This window comes from Citrobacter sp. Cpo069, from assembly GCF_030332785.1.
GTDB classification, from domain to species: Bacteria; Pseudomonadota; Gammaproteobacteria; order Enterobacterales; family Enterobacteriaceae; genus Citrobacter; species Citrobacter portucalensis.
Genome location: NZ_JAOWHD010000060.1, coordinates 83,490 through 99,987, shown reverse-complemented (window position 1 = coordinate 99,987; position 16,498 = coordinate 83,490). Strand labels below are relative to the sequence as shown.

The 16,498-nt window shown below is 47.1% G+C and carries 17 protein-coding genes; 10 read left to right on the top strand and 7 right to left on the bottom strand.

The genetic code is table 11. The features are described from left to right. Window positions 1–6: 6 nt before the first annotated feature. The 4 genes from OGY08_RS19225 to OGY08_RS19210 form a co-directional block, all read right to left on the bottom strand. Window positions 7–729 carry a fimbrial biogenesis chaperone gene (locus OGY08_RS19225; protein WP_048235238.1) on the bottom strand — a complete coding sequence of 241 codons (723 nt, stop codon included), beginning with the start codon at window positions 727–729 and terminating at the stop codon, window positions 7–9. Window positions 730–743: 14 nt separating this feature from the next. Then, window positions 744–1,274 (bottom strand): Csu type fimbrial protein, encoded by a 531-nt coding sequence (locus tag OGY08_RS19220; RefSeq protein WP_048235239.1) that lies wholly within the window; start codon window positions 1,272–1,274, stop codon window positions 744–746. Between the two features lie 309 nt (window positions 1,275–1,583). After that, complete coding sequence (locus tag OGY08_RS19215) at window positions 1,584–2,315, bottom strand: MerR family transcriptional regulator (RefSeq protein WP_008784993.1); 732 nt, start codon at window positions 2,313–2,315, stop codon at window positions 1,584–1,586. A 203-nt stretch (window positions 2,316–2,518) separates the two neighbouring features. Further along, a complete protein-coding gene (locus OGY08_RS19210; RefSeq protein WP_048235240.1) occupies window positions 2,519–3,748 on the bottom strand; it encodes a diguanylate phosphodiesterase in 1,230 nt (409 codons plus the stop codon). Window positions 3,749–4,066: 318 nt separating this feature from the next. Between OGY08_RS19210 and ycgZ the strand changes: the two genes are divergently transcribed. The 4 genes from ycgZ to OGY08_RS19190 all read left to right on the top strand — a co-directional run bounded on the left by ycgZ (window position 4,067) and on the right by OGY08_RS19190 (window position 5,602). Beyond that, entirely contained in the window at window positions 4,067–4,303 is a 237-nt protein-coding gene (ycgZ, locus tag OGY08_RS19205) for a regulatory protein YcgZ (RefSeq protein WP_003833500.1), read from the top strand. Between the two features lie 40 nt (window positions 4,304–4,343). After that, complete coding sequence (locus OGY08_RS19200; RefSeq protein ID WP_125362591.1) at window positions 4,344–4,616, top strand: hypothetical protein; 273 nt, start codon at window positions 4,344–4,346, stop codon at window positions 4,614–4,616. Window positions 4,617–4,650: 34 nt separating this feature from the next. Further along, on the top strand, window positions 4,651–4,917 hold the full coding sequence (locus OGY08_RS19195) for a biofilm development regulator YmgB/AriR family protein (RefSeq protein ID WP_125362638.1): 267 nt from the start codon (window positions 4,651–4,653) through the stop codon (window positions 4,915–4,917). A 133-nt stretch (window positions 4,918–5,050) separates the two neighbouring features. Further along, window positions 5,051–5,602 (top strand): LuxR C-terminal-related transcriptional regulator, encoded by a 552-nt coding sequence (locus tag OGY08_RS19190; RefSeq protein WP_048224085.1) that lies wholly within the window; start codon window positions 5,051–5,053, stop codon window positions 5,600–5,602. A gap of 76 nt (window positions 5,603–5,678) precedes the next feature. Here the strand turns inward: OGY08_RS19190 and OGY08_RS19185 are convergent, their stop codons facing one another. The 3 genes from OGY08_RS19185 to OGY08_RS19175 all read right to left on the bottom strand — a co-directional run bounded on the left by OGY08_RS19185 (window position 5,679) and on the right by OGY08_RS19175 (window position 9,418). Then, window positions 5,679–6,938, bottom strand: a complete 1,260-nt coding sequence (locus OGY08_RS19185) for an MFS transporter (RefSeq protein WP_125362590.1) — start codon at window positions 6,936–6,938, stop codon at window positions 5,679–5,681. Between the two features lie 65 nt (window positions 6,939–7,003). Then, complete coding sequence (locus OGY08_RS19180; protein WP_286566332.1) at window positions 7,004–7,951, bottom strand: PfkB family carbohydrate kinase; 948 nt, start codon at window positions 7,949–7,951, stop codon at window positions 7,004–7,006. Between the two features lie 30 nt (window positions 7,952–7,981). Beyond that, window positions 7,982–9,418, bottom strand: coding sequence for a glycoside hydrolase family 32 protein (locus OGY08_RS19175; protein ID WP_125362588.1), 1,437 nt, complete (start codon window positions 9,416–9,418; stop codon window positions 7,982–7,984). A 174-nt stretch (window positions 9,419–9,592) separates the two neighbouring features. Between OGY08_RS19175 and OGY08_RS19170 the strand changes: the two genes are divergently transcribed. From OGY08_RS19170 to OGY08_RS19145, 6 genes are all read left to right on the top strand, one after another. Beyond that, a complete protein-coding gene (locus OGY08_RS19170; RefSeq protein WP_048216224.1) occupies window positions 9,593–10,588 on the top strand; it encodes a LacI family DNA-binding transcriptional regulator in 996 nt (331 codons plus the stop codon). A gap of 521 nt (window positions 10,589–11,109) precedes the next feature. Next, the gene (locus OGY08_RS19165) at window positions 11,110–11,964 is read left to right on the top strand and encodes an amidohydrolase family protein (RefSeq protein WP_103014332.1); all 855 of its coding nucleotides are present in this window, start codon (window positions 11,110–11,112) and stop codon (window positions 11,962–11,964) included. A 13-nt stretch (window positions 11,965–11,977) separates the two neighbouring features. Then, window positions 11,978–13,357: a PTS transporter subunit IIC gene (locus OGY08_RS19160; protein WP_053071042.1), complete on the top strand. Its 1,380-nt coding sequence runs from the start codon at window positions 11,978–11,980 to the stop codon at window positions 13,355–13,357. A gap of 28 nt (window positions 13,358–13,385) precedes the next feature. Further along, window positions 13,386–14,381, top strand: a complete 996-nt coding sequence (locus OGY08_RS19155; RefSeq protein ID WP_079934766.1) for an aldo/keto reductase — start codon at window positions 13,386–13,388, stop codon at window positions 14,379–14,381. Window positions 14,382–14,428: 47 nt separating this feature from the next. Next, entirely contained in the window at window positions 14,429–15,529 is a 1,101-nt protein-coding gene (locus OGY08_RS19150; RefSeq protein ID WP_125362587.1) for a mandelate racemase/muconate lactonizing enzyme family protein, read from the top strand. Window positions 15,530–15,558: 29 nt separating this feature from the next. Further along, window positions 15,559–16,455 (top strand): dihydrodipicolinate synthase family protein, encoded by an 897-nt coding sequence (locus OGY08_RS19145; protein ID WP_057066760.1) that lies wholly within the window; start codon window positions 15,559–15,561, stop codon window positions 16,453–16,455. Window positions 16,456–16,498 lie beyond the last annotated feature (43 nt).

The following is a 16,498-nucleotide window of genomic DNA, read 5'->3' as shown; positions in this document are numbered from 1 at the left end:
GATCTGTTACAGATCTTGTACTGTTTTTTGGCCATTGATTGTGACTTCAACTTTCCCGCCGTAATGATTATTCCTGGCTGACGGGGAAACTATCCAGCGCATTGTTGATCCGGGTAAAACGTAGCCTAATAGTCCGGGTGTAATGACTTTTTTAGTACCGTCAGGGCTTATAAATGTTGCAGCAGATAACTGTGCATGCCCATTTCCCTGATTACTGACTTCAATAAATTTTTTGCCATCCAGCTGCTGTAATTTCCATTGCAGTTTTGCCTGCGTTTGTGCCGCTGATGTTGGTTGAATGAAAACGGGAACAGAATAATGCAGCACAAACTGAAGCTTGTTTTTTTCTACTTTTGCAGGCGGTAACTCATCTATCGACAAACGATAAGCGTCTTCGGCATGTGCCGAGGGAGGGCTTGTACGAATAACGCGTATCAGCTGTCGTTCTCCAGGGGCCAATGCCAACATCGGCGGGCTAATCACCAGCCCCTGAGAGGGAGAAAGTTTGTCGTCATAAGCGCTTTGACTCCAGCGAAAAACCCGAACCTGGGCATTGAGCACATTTTCACCCGCGTTACTCAGCCAGATACCATCGGCATTTTGCGTCGCTTGCAACGTTAACGTGACCGGGGCTATTTGCAGTCCGCTGGCGGTGGCAAGATTGATGCTCGCAACCATCCCTAGCAGGCATGCGCAGGCACACTGCTTTACAGGCAGTTTTACTCTCATATGGCTTCCTGAAGTTAGTAGTTAACGTTAACCGTTACCGTGTCGGCATAGTTGTCAGGCGTGAAGTTGGCGTTCGGTGCGGTGGCATAAACGGTAAAAGTCTGCGCCAGCCCAGTTCCGGTTGCCGCAACGCCGTTTCCTGGTTCGGTAGTGGTGGCAGTATTCCCCCAAACCGGGCCTGTTGCTGATGTTTGATTGAGTTGATAGGGCACTTTGTCGGTATTCGTCGCCGAATTAGCCACTGAGGACATCGCCCCGGCGCCGAGGGCATTACCGCCGTTAGCCGTTGAAGGCGCGAGGCCAATAAAATAGGGCGTCGTCTTTGAACAGTTGACAGAAATCGTGTTGTTTCCACTCGTGTTAGTTGCCGTAGTATTGACGGGCCCAAGCGTAATATTTGAAGCCGAACCGGCAGTCACGGTACAGGCCTTTTGAATCGTCATCAGTACCTGAAATGTTCCGTTAACGGTTGCTGCATTTGCCACAGAAATAATGGAAAAGGCGCAGCAACAAAGAATTAAGCGTTTGTCTAAGACTAGAGCCATATCCTTTACCTTTTTCAAATAACCACATTTATTACTTTAGAAAAACAATAATGTGGCACAAGAAGACATAATTTAACCCTAGAATAAGTATTAGACGTACGCCAGTTGATCTAATGAATTTTACTTAGGAAAAAGGTGATGTCGTCTGCAAAAAAATAATACCAATGGGTTAGTATATTGTTTTATTTTTATGCTATGGCCGGGGTTAAGTCAGGAGGATAGAGGGCAACATATTCCTTGGGTGGTACTCAAAATAACCAGCCAAAAAATGAGAGTTGTATGATTTATCTTACACGTATTACGTGTAGGTTACGGGCTGTGGAAGATGACCTTATAACCTTGTTCATTCCAGTGTTGGAGCAGTTCATTTTGTCTGCGGGTTGGCGTAATACCGGTCCAGACAAAAAGGGTTTGCCCAGGGAAAAGTTCAGGTCTTGGCGATTCAATGGGTTCAGCCAGAACGGCAATATGCCAACCAGATTGCGATAAGCGCCAGGCTTCGAGCCACAGACGGGTTCTGTCTTCAACATCCCAGGCCATCAGGAGGGCATCCTTTCCTGACTTGCGCCGCGTTTCAGACAGCAGTGTGGCAACATATTCAATCAATGCGCCATCAAGCATGCTGTTCATTATGCGGGATGTATTATGGTCAAGTATCAGCCGTTGACGTACGGGAAGATAAACGTGATCGATCAGCGCATCTACGGGGTGAACGCGACCGAGTGCGGTAATTTTGGCTCGCAGCTTCGGCGGATGCGCCATGCGAAGAATGCTCATCATCTCTTCTTGTAATTGATTCCAGTCGTCGTCAGCTTGACGGGTACTGGTTTCCAGCAATGCCTTAACTTTCCCAACAGGTATGCCATTGCTAATCCAACGTTTTATTTCTTCAATACGCTGAATATCTTCTTCATCAAAGAGTCGGTGGCCACCTTCACTGCGTTGAGGTTTGAGTAAACCGTAACGTCGTTGCCATGCCCGAAGGGTGACAGGATTTATCCCGCAACGTTCTGCGACATCCCCAATGCTGTAATAAGCCATAGTTCCCCCGGACACTCCTGATTCTCCGTCACCGATATGCGGTTCCTGTTACTTTGTACAACATGCATCAAATTGTACAAAACATACAGAGGATTCTAGCAAAATTAAGATTTACTTTACTATCACGCAGGGAGTAAATGCTGAATTTTTATGTTCAGCATGAGGGCGGTTGTTGTGATTGTTTATTTATAACAATGCGTTAGTTATTTTGACGCTGAGAAATCATTTTTCTCTGGCCATGCAACAGACGGAATACCATTCAGGCAGGCTTGTGCAAAAAGGTTACCCTGGAAGATTTCAATACCTGCGGACTCAAGCCACATCCACTCTTCAGGTTTTTCAACGCCGACTGCGGAAATCATGATTTCCAGTGAAGTGCAACATTTGATAATTGCCTGAATGATGGCCTGTCTTGGTCCACTTTTATGCACATCCGTGATCAGCTCGCGGCTTATCTTAATTCGGTCGGGTTGAAAACGAGACAGAAGCTGAAGCCCGGCAAAACCTGCCCCAAAATGATCTATCGCCACACAGATCCCCGCAGCCTTGAGTGACTTTACGGCCTGCGCGAACGTATCAAAGCGCGATATAACTTCGCTTTCGGTAAACTCTACAATGATTTGTTCAGGCACCAGTCCGTGCGCCGCGATTTCGTTTATCAGAAAGCTGACTGCATCGGGTTTGTTTACCAGGGTCATGGGGAGCAGGTTGACTGACAGCATTTTGTCGTTAAGTCCCAGCGCGCTTGCCATTGCAAAAGCAGTCTTTTTGCTCTGCAGATCCGCGGTATACAGTTCTTCAGGATTTAAGTTGCCAAAATAAGTTGCGGGCGTTTCACCGTCTCTACCACGAATAAGTGCTTCCAGAGCAATGACGCGCTGCGACATAGGATCGATAATGGGTTGAAAAGCAAAGCTGAAATCGATATTGGACTGGAGTGTGCTTTCATCCAGGAGAGTACAAGAGTTGTCGGCAATAAAACTCCAGTAATCAGGCGCAGGTATTTCAAAATAACTCGATTTTTCCGTCGCAAGGACAAATGTGCGGAAAAACTGTAATGCCCGGTCATCATAGGTGAGCTGAAATTTTGATGTTCCCTTGTTAAGTACCGCTTGCAGGACGTCATTGCGTTCATGTTTTTGTAAATCAAATAACTCCATTCCCACCTTTCCGAATCTTCTCGCAGGCGCGTAATCACACATCAGCTCAACGATATTGTGGTGCCGTGGATCGTTACATATACAACGATAAATCTCTTTTACCTGCTCCTCAGGTCCTTCAAGCAGTTGGAAAAAGTGGCGGCCATTAAAGAGTAAAATCCCCGTAACATCGGATCGCCGGTTTTTTAGATTTGCGGCTGTCACCATATCCTCAAGCGCTCTGAGGGGGGCGTCATCACGTAGATGGCTACGGTAAATAATGGTCGTGAGCATGGACAGTCCGGGATCAAGGGAAGGGAAGAGATATGGACAGTATCAAACAAACCAGCTTATGTCCTGATTTTAATACATTATTCTAACTTTATTTTTACAAACAAAGACCATCAAACAGATCGAATTCATTCGTTAAACGAAGTGAATTGTACAACTGAATTTGATTTTATGTAAATTGATACTTATCTAACTTGCTGATTGTATTGATTTAGCACTTTTTGATAAAAATTGATGGTTCGCGTTGTACACATTTTTGGTACAACTTTGCTACTGTTATAAAACTTAATATTCACCAGCATTTTGTTACAGGAGCATGACATGCAGCAGCATACCGTTCGCACTGATACTGCAAGCGCGATTTCTCGTTACTTTGCGAAGGCGCATCTGCCAACTCAACAGGAAACATTGGGAGAAATCGTCACTGAGATACTGAAGGATGGACGAAATCTGAACCGCAAATCACTTTGCACCAAGCTTCTGTGTCGTCTTGAAAAAGCATCCGGGGAGAAAGAACAGAAACATTACAATGCGTTAATTGGCCTGCTTTTTGAATAAAATAAACCCCTTACTTATAGGGGTAAGTAGTGAAGGAGTTATGAAGAAAACTGATAGTGAACGCCTGAAACATGAAATTACAGGTTTGGCTGTGCTAGAAATTTTGCGAATGCATACAGACGTTTCGTTAGCTGCAGTGATTAAGCAATTGCGACTTATGCAGGCCAGTGAAATAGATGGCACACGCAAGCAATTAATTGACAACGTTATCAATGATTTTACAAACATTAATCCGGGGAAGATAAGTAGAAAACCGGATAAAACCAGAGATGAGAGTGCTTTCAGTGCCAGCAAAAACCCTAAATTACATTAAAGATAATCTTCCAGACTATACAAGCGAGGTTACCATGCTTCATGAAATTAATGTCCACAGTGTAATGACGGATAAAGCTTTATCAAGTTACTTCCATAATGCAGGTGAGCTATTAGCAGATGAGTCTGTGGCATTGGGTCAGGCGGTAACCAATGTAATTCTGGCAGGTGATAATGTTAATAATAAAAACATCATTTTAAGCCTGATTAGTTCTCTGGAATCAACAGTTGACGTTGTCCAGGCAGATGTTATCAGAAAAACCCTGGAAATAGTGCTGCGCTACACAGCTGACGACGTCTAAAAAGTCTTCATATTAATATAATATGTACAGTACCTTTGTTATATGCTGAAAGCACTCATGCTGAGCATTTTTTTGATTAAGACTATACATAGCACCCTCTCTAGAACAATTGTGATTTTTCATTGAGGCCATAATGATGAACATCGTTCAGGAACACACTGGAAACGCAGATTTATGGATTGATGATATTTTTATCAGGCAAGGGCTAAAGAATATTCTTGCAGATATTGTTTTCGAAGATGATAAGACGCATCTGGTTTTTTTCACTGCCAATCACTTTGAGGCGGTAAAAAGGCAAAATTACGATCTGAAAACGCATCGTCTGGTACTGCTGATTGATGGTCATCTGTACAGATATCTCAATGATTTATCACTTTACAGACTGCCAATAGATGTTAGCGTTGCCACATTCAAACAATTTATTATTGATATTACTCGTTCTGGCGGTATACACGACAATCAGTCGGAACTAAATATTTCTCTGACTGCGCGAGATAAATATATTTTAACGCAGTTAGGGGAGGGGCGAACTATTTTTGAGATATCCGCTTTGTTAAATCTACATTTAAAAACGATTTACCAGGCCAGGCAGAATCTGATCAAGAAGCTTGGTTGTTCTGGGCTGATTGATTTTCAGGGAATACTGCGAGCGAAAATATTCCGAAACTGGCTGGAACATGCCTGAGTAAATCGACAGTTCGTACTTACTGTTGGGGGATACGACAGGGCCAATGGCCCTGTCCGATATATTTTAAACTTCGCTACTCTGTCACCAGTTCATTTCCCATCTTCTGCTGATGATGCTTTTTGCTCAACGAGAAATAGCCAAATATTAGCGTTATTACCACAATGCTGGCCATAATCAGGAAGATTTCCTGATAGCCCACTTTATCAAACAACTTACCGACAGGCAGTGACAGCACGATAATGCCAATGGAACTGGCGATATTGAAGCCAATGAGATATATCGTTGATGACAGGCGTTTGTCAAAATTCGCTACGCTGAATTTAAACACTGAAATAACAAACAGTGGAACTTCCAGCGCATGAAGCATTTTAATCAAGGAGATAATATAGATATCGGTGAACAGTGCTGAACCCAGGATTCGACAGGTCATGATTGTGCCACCCAGCAGCAATGCGGATTTAGGCCCGATGCGGTTAATCAGGAATGGAACCAGCGCCATACCGACGGCTTCCATAAAGACCTGTACCGAATTGAGATAGCCGTATACGCGTGGTGCCAGTTCGGGATCGTCAAATAAGCTGGCGTAAAACACCGGGAACATCTGCTGATCGTAGATGCTATAGAACGACCAGGTGCCGACGACAAAGATAACGAAAAACCAGAACTGCGTATCTTTGAAGATAGTGAGAAAATCCTTTCGGGTCAGCGCGTCAGGTTCAGAAGAACGCGTTTTTACAGAAGATGGGACGGGTGAGTTGGTTTTGAACAACACGTTAATCAACAGGAATAACACCCCCATTACCGATACGCACCAGAAGTTAATGTGTGGGTTGATGCTGAAGAAGATACCGCCAACAAAAGTCCCTGCGGCGTAGCCAAGCGATCCCCACAAACGGGCGGTGCCGAATTCAAAGTTGAATTTGCGGCTCACTTTTTCGACGAAGCTTTCTACCAGACCACAACCCGCGAGGTAGCCAAGGCCAAAGAAAATGGCTCCCAGCGTCATACCAAGCTTGAAGTTGGAGGTCAGCAGCGGTTCGTAAACATAAATCAGGAACGGGCCGCTGAGCGTGATGACTATCCCCATCAGCCAGATAAGGTGTTTACGGGTGCCGAGCTTATCCTGCAGAAAACCGTAGACCAGCATAAACAGCATGCTAAAGAACTGGTTTACGGCATACAGCATTCCCAGCTCCGTTCCGGACAGGCCAAGTTTATTTTTTAGCCATATTGCATAAAAAGACCACCACAACGACCAGGCGGCAAAGAAAAAGAGCAGATACCCGGATGAGTATCGATATTTGTCATTACTGAACGGCATATTTATCTTCATGATTTTTCCAATCCAGATCAGGTCATTGTAAGGTCTTTCTGATACGACGTAACGAGTGCGCTTTATTACGGGGTAATCGTTCTCCGTAGCGACGGTTGTGATTGAATAAAGCTGCTCAGGTGTTGGCTGTCGGGAAACGCGCTTAGCGCGCCACGCCGGGTGGTCGCCAGAGCACCACAAGCGCTGGCCTGCTCGATAAGTGGAAGTAGCGTTGACGTCGATGTGGGCCAGCCTTCCTCGGCGAGTGCCGCCAGCAGCCCGGCCATAAAGGCGTCACCGGCGCCGGTAGTATCGATACTTTCGACGTTATAGCCGCTTAAAGTTAGCCTGCTGTTTTGCCAGAAAGCGATAGCGCCGTCGGCACCGCGGGTGACGATTTTCAGGCGTGCAGGAAAATCAACCAGACGTTCGCAGGCGCTACTGAGACAGTTGGTCTGTGTTAGCCACAGCAGCTCTTCTTCCGACATCTTCAGAATGTCGCTCCGCCGGGCAAACTCGTTGACAAGGTCAAACATCTGCATCTCGTTGCTCCACATCTGCGGACGCAGATTGATGTCAAAGCTCAGAGTACCGCCGGTCTGTCGCAATGCGGCCATAGTCTGGGCGAGGGTGGCGCGGCAGTCAGGGGCAACCAGCGCCAGCGAACAGAAGTGCAGAATATCGGCGCCAAAGTGGGGTAGTCTCGCCGGGCTGAGAAATTGATCGGCAGACGGATTGACCAAAAACTCAAACTGCCGCTCGCCGTTGGGAGCCAGTGAAACCAGTACGGTACTGGTGTGCTGATGTGCATCAAACTCCAGACTTCCTGTATCCACCTGCGCTGTTTCCAGCGTCTGATGCAGAAATCGACCAAAAGTGTCATTGCCCACACGGCCAATAAAACCGCTGGCGCGGCCAAGGCGAGCCACGCCGATTGCCACATTGAAGGGAGCGCCTCCCGCGCAGGCTTCAAACTGCATATTGTCGCGCGGCAATAAATCCACCACAGCGTCTCCGAGCGTCCAGATAGTCATTATTTTTCCCCAAAGCAGTAAGACGGATGTTTATTTGGCGCTGAGCGGCCAGGCATGCCCTTGATTAAAAATGGCGTGTCCGTTCAGGCTGAATAAGGTCAGTTGGCGATCGTCCGGTTCAGGATAAATACGACTGCTAAGGGTATATTCACCGTGATTGACAAATACCTCTACCGAGGAGCTGTCGATAAATAAGCGCAGATCCAGCCGGTCACCAACTGGAAGCGGCACGCTGCGATAACCAGAGAGACCATGCTGCGGGTAGCGACGATCCAGCACCAGACGCTGTGCCTGAGCATCGACGTAGACCCGTAGTCCATCACCCAGCGCGATACCATATTCTTCAGCACTGCTGCGGGCGATATCGAGGCTCAGTTCGACTTCAATAGCGTGCGCCTGCTCCTCTACCATCAGGGTGCGATTGTGTAGTTCGCTGACCGGCCAGACATGAAGCTCACCGCGTAATAATTCCAGCTCTTTCACCGGGTTCATACGCAGCCGCTGATCGGTATCGAGCGTCACCTCGCGGGGGAGGGTAAGCATGCCCGCCCAGCCGTCGGCTTGTTCTGGCATTGGCGATTCCCACATCGACAGCCAGCCAATCACGATGCGGCGCCCATCCGGGGTGGTAAATGACTGGGGGGCGTAAAAATCATGCCCGTGATCCATCTCCTGGAAGGCGTGGGTGACGTGAAAATGGAGATTATCCTGCCATTCGCCGACCATATAGCCGCTCTGGAACAGGTTACGGTAATCGTATCCGTCTGCGGCGATGCCCTGCGGCGAGAACATGAAGACGAGATTATTGTTGAGTGGGAAGAGGTCTGGGCACTCCCACATGTAGCCCATGCCGTCATCGGCCCTGCCAAGCGTGCTGGCAAACTGCCAGTGCTGTAGATCTTGCGAGCGATAGAGCTGCACTTCGCCCACGTCATCGACCCGGGCGCCCACCACCATGTACCAGTTGTCTCCCTCTTGCCAGACTTTCGGATCGCGAAAATGGTGTACACCTCGCGGGGTATCCAGAATCATGCCCTGGCGTTCAAAGTGAATCCCGTCGGTGCTGGTGGCCAGGCACTGTACCTGATACAGGTTTTCCTCTTTCGCCTCGCCGTCAAACTTATGTCCGGTGTAGATCAGAGCCAGCTTATTGCCTTCAACCACCGCTGAACCGGAAAAACAGCCGTCTTTATCTTCCGGCCCTTCTGGTGCCAGTGCGATGGGTAAGTGCTCCCAGTTCACCATATCGCGGCTGCGCGCATGGCCCCAGTGCATTGGTCCCCAGACCGGCTGCCACGGATAGTGCTGATAGAACGCATGGTAGTAACCATCGAACCAGGACAGACCGTTGGGATCGTTCATCCAACCCGCTGGTGGCGCCAGGTGATAGCGTGGATACCAGCGCGGGTTTACAAGGTCTTTCTGCTGGCTTAAGGCTTCGTTGGCTTTGGAAAGTAGTGACGTCATTTGCTTGTCCCTGTAAGTGAATTGATCAAAAGATAACGTTAACATTCTCGGTTTTCTCGCAGATTTGATGGTAATATCGATGTTAATCACAAAAGTTAACGTTAACATTTTGCGGGCGTTATCGAGATCGCATTTTCAGACCCCGGCAAAGTGAACATCGGCGAAGGAGAGGGTATGGCATCTTTAAAGGATGTGGCGCAGCGGGCTAACGTCTCGTTAATGACCGTATCGCGGGCGATTAACGAGCCCGAACGACTACGGCCTGAAACCTATAAAAAGGTGATGGAAGCGGTAGATGCGCTGGGGTATGTCTCCGATCTCTCCGCTAAAAAAATTCGTGGTGCGAAAACCACAGCTAACACGATTGGGGTGCTGGCGTTGGACACCATGACTACGCCATTTTCCGTGGAGATAACGCTCTCTATCGAAGAGACCGCGCGGGCGCACGGTTGGAATAGCTTTGTAGTGAATATGTTCAGCAATGACAAGCCAGAGAAAATGGTTGATCTGCTGTTGGCGCATCGCCCGGACGGTATTATCTACACCGCGATGGGACTGCGCCAGGTACCGGTACCGGAAAAGCTGCATAAGTATCGCTGCGTGCTGGCGAACTGTGAAAGCACAAGCGGCCCTTTCCCCACCTATATTCCTGATGATGAACAAGGGCAATATCTTGGCGTGAAAGCGCTGTTGGCCGCAGGCTATCGCCGACTGCTGTGTATCCACCTACCGAAAGGAATTGTGGCGACCGATCGCCGTCGGGCGGGAATGGAGAGGGCTTGTCGTGAAGCGGGTGTCGACCCTGATGCAATGTTCCACCACTATCTTCCGCCGGGCGAGCGCCACCATATTGATGCGGCGGAGATTGCCGGGCATTACCTGAGCGGCGCGCGCCCGATGTTCGATGCGGTGGTGTGCGGTAACGACCGCGTGGCTTTTGTTATCTACCAGCTCTTGCTGGGGCGAGGGCTGCGCATTCCGCAGGACGTCGCTGTGCTGGGCTATGACAATATGGTGGGCACCGGCGAGCTATTTTTGCCGCCGCTCTCAACGGTACAGCTGCCGCACTATGAAATCGGTCGTCTTAGCGCGCTGCATCTTATCCAGGGGCTCGATCACCGGGATACCGTGCGGGTAGACAGCCCCTGGCTTCCGCGCGCCTCAATATGATTAACCTAACTGCTACGTTTCATCAACCGGAGGGATGTGTGAATTATGTGGGGGTATCGCTAATTTTCTGGTGGATGTTACAAAACTGAAACGTGGGGGGACTGTTAAGTCACTGTTTAGCGCGCAAGGCTCAAAGTTGAGGCGTGTATTAAACTCTCGTCGTAATTTAGGGTTTCAATAAAATAACCGTTATTTATTAATGTTAACGTATCAATACATCGTAACTTACGAAACGTTTAGATTTTAGTTCGTACTTACCCATCCATAGCTCTTCTCTGCTCATTCTGCTTCTGTAACTTCAGCGGGACGTACAAGCGTCCACCACATTAACCACATGCAATAGTTCAGCCAGTGACATCGGATTCTACGGCGGTTATAGGCTTTTACGTCCCTTTTTTAGCCTGCAGATAAACCGTGAAAATTGTGATCCCGTACCCAGATAGTGCATTCCGTGGTTGCCTTTTAACCACAGACTTTTATTGTATTCTCATTGTATACAATTAAAATACAGGAGAGTGAGTATGAAAGTGATTGATACCCATAACCATGTTTGGCATTGCCAGGGAGAGCATTTTGCCTGGATCACAGACGATCTGGCGGCAATTCGCCGTGATTTTCTTATTGACGATTTGCAGGCCGTATTGGCTGAAAACCACATCGAAGGCGCCATTTTAGTACAAGCCATCCCTTCAATTGAGGAGACCGAATGGCTGCTGGAAATAGCTGAGCATCACGATGAAGTAAAAGGTGTTGTGGGATGGGTGGATATAAACCGCGGGGCTGGGATCGCAGAGGATTTGCAGAGACTGCAGAGAAAATCCCGCTATCTGAAAGGGATCCGCTATATGTCTCAGGGCTTGCCTGAGAGCCATTTAGTGACCCCGCAATTTATCCAGGGGGTACGTTGCGTTGGAGAGCAGGGGCTGGTGTATGAACTGCTGGTTACGCACCAACAGCTGGAGGCGGCAAGCCAGCTTATCTCTGCTTGTCCGGAAGTGACCTTTGTTATCGAACATGCGGCAAAACCCGCAGTTCGCGACGGAGAAATTACCCGCTGGCGTGAACAGTTAATGTTGATTGGTGAGGCTTACAGCAATGTTTTTTGCAAACTATCAGGCCTGGTCACGGAAGCAGATTATGCCCGCTGGACGGGACCTGGGCAGGCGAGCCAGGAGCTTGAACCTTATTTTAGCTCGGTTTTTGCCGCATTTGGTGATGAGCGAGTGATGTATGGATCCGACTGGCCTGTTTCTCTACTGGCATTACCGTATGCCGACACTTTAGGGCTTTACCAGAACTACCTGCAATCTCACCAGGCTCTTTCCAGCGATAACTTTTTTTATCGCGTGGCAGAGAAGGTTTACTCATTAAAGTAACAGGGGGGCACTTATGGAAGTCGTTCAATATATCCTCGGATTTGGCCCGGCAGTGGTCATTCCAATGATTATGTTTTTATTTGCCGTGCTATTTGGCGCGAAACTTGCCGATGCGGCGAAAAATGCAATGACGGTAGGTATTGGGTTTCTCGGTCTTTCGTTGCTGATCGGTTTTATGGTGACATCACTTAGCAGCTCGACAGAAGCGATGGTAAAAAACCTCAATCTTCATTATGAAGTATTGGATCTGGGCTGGCCGTTAATTAGCGCCTTCAGTCTGGCTGCGCTTTCTCTGCCGATTGTTTATGCGTTATGTTTTGCCACTAATTTGTTGATGATTTCAACCAATACCACCAAAACCCTTAACGTTGATTTTTGGAATTACTGGCACTTTGTATTTGCCGGAATCATCGTTGAACAGGTGACGGGTTCATTTTGGATGGGGATTTTTGCAAGTTGGATCACATTTATTATTACGCTAAAAATCGCCGATTACATTGCCCCACATGTGCAGAAATTCTGTGACACGCCAAACGTGACCATTACTCAGGCGGAGATCGTCGCATGGGCCCCGCTGGCATTTTTAATGGACCGTGTAATTGATCGCATTCCGTTGATTAACAAAATTGACCTTAATCTCAGCAAAATTGAAGCCAAACTAGGTTTTTTTGGTAGTCCGTTAGCGATGGGGGCCATTCTGGGGGTGATCATCGGTATGCTTGGCGCGCTACCGTTCAGCGATATTATTAAGAGTGGAATGAATTTTGCTGCGGTCATGGTGTTATTACCGACGATGGCGGGAGTGCTGGTCAGTGGTCTGGTACCGATTACTGAAATTGCTTCTGAATGGGTAAAGAAACGTTTTCCAACAAAGTCACTTTATTTTGGTATCAGCGGTGAAATTGCTTTTAAAAACCCTGCGGTATTGTCTGTAGGTATTTTGATGGTGCCACTCACGATCCTGATTAGTACTATTTTGCCTTTTAATACCATGATGCCATTCGCCGATATTCCTTATCTGCCGATATTTGTTGTCTTTGGCACGGTTGCATGCAACGGAAACATGTTCCGTGGATTAATTAATGGCATTGTCATCGTGTGTGGGATCCTGTGGTTTGGTTCGGATCTCGCTGTAGTGTCGCAGGCTTTGGCCGAAAAGGCACAACTGAATGTGCCAAAAGAGATGATGGCCTCATCAATCGATGGTGGCTCACACGCTATATCTTATATCTTCTACAAAATGTTCGAGCTGTTAAAAGGAATGAATCCTGCGCTCTTGTGTCTTTTTTCTATCGTAGTGACCGGGATTATTATTTATGTGCTGAAGTTGATTTTTAATATTAATAATAAATCAACAGCAGCGACCTCATTAACTGCAAACAAAGTTGACTAAGAATACTGATAAACATCAGGGGAATATTATGATCACTCAGAATACAATTAAAAGTGTAGGGCTTAGTGTACCTTCTTTAACCTTCGGCGCAGCCAGCCTGGCTAATTTATTCAGAACGCTGAGCAATAACGAAGCCATGGACATTGTTGATAAGGCCATTCAGGTTGGCTGGCGCTACTTTGATACTGCACCACATTATGGCAGCGGACTTTCTGAGTTGCGTTTAGGTCTGGGATTACGTGGACTGGAGCGTAGCGAATATGTTTTGTCCACCAAGGTTGGTCGTCTGCTGCAATCCCGGAAACAAGAGCCAGGCCTTGAAGCAGGAGAATTTTTTTATGATGAGAACCCTTTTAACCGACAGGCTGATTACTCCTATGAGGGCATCATGCGCTCATACGAAAACTCTATCCAGCGGCTGGGAACCCGTTATATCGACATTCTCTATGTACACGATCTCGGCACTTATACCTACGGCAATACGGAACTGGAACGCCAACATTTTAAAACCTTCTGTGAGTCAGGGCAGAAAGCACTAGAAGAGCTTAAGCGCAATGGCGATATCAAAGCCTGGGGCGCAGGCGCGAATGAAGAGGCAATCCTGATGGAGGTGATGGATAACGCTGCCCCGGATATCTTAATGCTCGCCAACCGCTACAACCTGCTGGAAACAGACCGCCAGGCGTTCTTTGCCAAATGTGAAAGCAACAATGTTTCGGTGGCTGTTGCTGCACCTTTCGCTACCGGAGTTTTAGTCGCGAAAGATAAATCGAAGGCGTTGTATGAATACGGTTCCGCGCCAGCGCAGGTTATTGAAAAAGTCAATGCGATAGAAGCGCTATGTGCAAAACATGCCGTGCCAATTGGTGCTGCGGCGCTGCAATTCCCATTAAGAAACCAAAATGTGGTCACCGTAACCTGCGGCGTTCAATCCGTAGAACAAGCGTTGACTAATTTTGCCTGGGCTAACTGGGATATTCCGCAGGAATTGTGGGATGAACTGGCCAGCATTGGTATTCAGTAAGCATCATTTGTAACTTTGCGAAAAAATTAACAGATATTGAGGATGTAATGAAAATAGTTAAAGCCGAAATCTTTATGGTTGATTTGAAACCTAAAGTAAAACGTGTCGATGCGATTCAGTCTTTTGTCTCACAAGAGACGCCGATTATTCGTTTAACAACATCGAGTGGAGAAATTGGTGAAGGCTATACCTACACAATTGGCACCGGCGGCTCATCTGTGGTTGCGCTGTTACGAGATCACCTGTTACCGAAATTGATTGGTCAGGATGCGACGATGATTGAGGGCATCTGGGAATCATTGCTGTTCTCAACTCATGCGACCTCGGTTGGCGCCATTACGTCTCTGGCACTGGCAGCCATTGATACCGCATTATGGGATTTGAAGTGTAAGCGCATGAATTTGCCACTGTATAAAGTCGCAGGTGGTGCGAAGTCGCGCATGAAGTTATACACCACCGAAGGGGGCTGGCTGCATTTAAGCACTCAGGAATTAGTTGATGATGCGCTGGCTGTTAAGGCGCAGGGATTCTGCGGTTCTAAAATCAAAATTGGTTCTGAAAGTCCGGTGCGTGATATCGAGCGTTTGACTGCTGTACGTGAAGCGGTGGGTGATGAGTACGTGATCATGACTGATTGCAACCAGGCGTTTAAATTCTCGGAAGCCAAACAGCGAGCAGCGTTGTTGGAGCATATTAATCTTTCATGGATTGAAGAGCCGTTTCTGGCGCATGATGTTGATTCTCATCAAAAATTGTGTGAGTCAACTACCATTCCTGTCGCGGTGGGTGAGTCCATTTATTCTATCCAGCACTTCAAAGAGTATTTACAGAATAATGCCGCAGATATTATTCAGGTTGATGTGGCTCGTATTGGTGGTATTACACCATGGCTTAAAGTTGCACATATGGCGGAATGCTTTAATAAAATTGTCTGCCCGCATTTCTTGATGGAATTGCATATATCATTATGTTGCGCCATTACTAATAGCCGTTGGCTGGAGTATATTCCACAGCTCGATAGTGTTACTCTTAATAAGGTGAATATTCACGAAGGATATGCTTTCCCACCAGAAGAACCTGGTTTGGGTATTCAGTGGGACTGGCAGAAAATACAGGCTGATACTGTTGTTTACCATGTCATTGAATAAAACAATTTTTATTTTCTCAGGAATATATTATGTCTGATAATCATGCTCAATTTCACGGTGCATGGTGCCCATCAATTACGCCTTTTGATCAACAAGGAAATATTGATTTATCGGCACTGCAGCAGCATTTGCGACGGTTGGAAGAGGCTGGGACTCATGTCGTATTGCTAATGGGAAGTATTGGGGAGTTCACCGCATTAACGCTGGATGAACGACTGATGCTTATCCGTGAGGCACGGAAAATGTCATCGCTGCCGCTGGTGGCAAATATCTCAGCTACCTGTATGGCGGATATGATACGTCTGGCAGAAGAGGCCTGGCATTGCGGGTATCAAGCAGTGATGATTCTACCTCACTACTATTTTCAACAAACGCCGGCCCAACTATTGGCATACTACCGCGATCTGGGGCAGCGCCTGAATGGAAAATGGTTCGCATACAACTTTCCTGCCCGAACTGGATGCGATCTGGACGCGGTACTGGTAGCGCAATTAGCGGCAGAATTTCCCAATTTTGTGGGTGTTAAAGATACTGTTGATTGTCTCTCTCATACTCGCGCAATTATTCAGTCAGTCGCGTCCGTTAGAGACGATTTTGTTGTTCTGTCCGGTTATGATGAATATCTTATCCCAAATCTTCTGGCGGGTGGCGCGGGAGTTATTTCAGGATTAAATAATATTTGTCCCGAACTTTTTGTGCAGGCAATTAAAGCCTGGGATGAAAATGATCTTACCCAGCTTACTGGCATACAGCGTGAGATAAGCCGACTTTCTGCTATTTATAATATTGGTAATGATTTTGTTACTACAATTAAAACCGCGGTGGCTCATAAGTTTCAGTATTCTGGGGAGAAATCAAGAAGCTTTGCGGGGGAACTAACTCGTCAGGAATCGCAACAGATTGACATAATGTTCAGTATCAAATAATCAAAAATCAATAACAGCATACATTATGCTACGGCAATGCTGT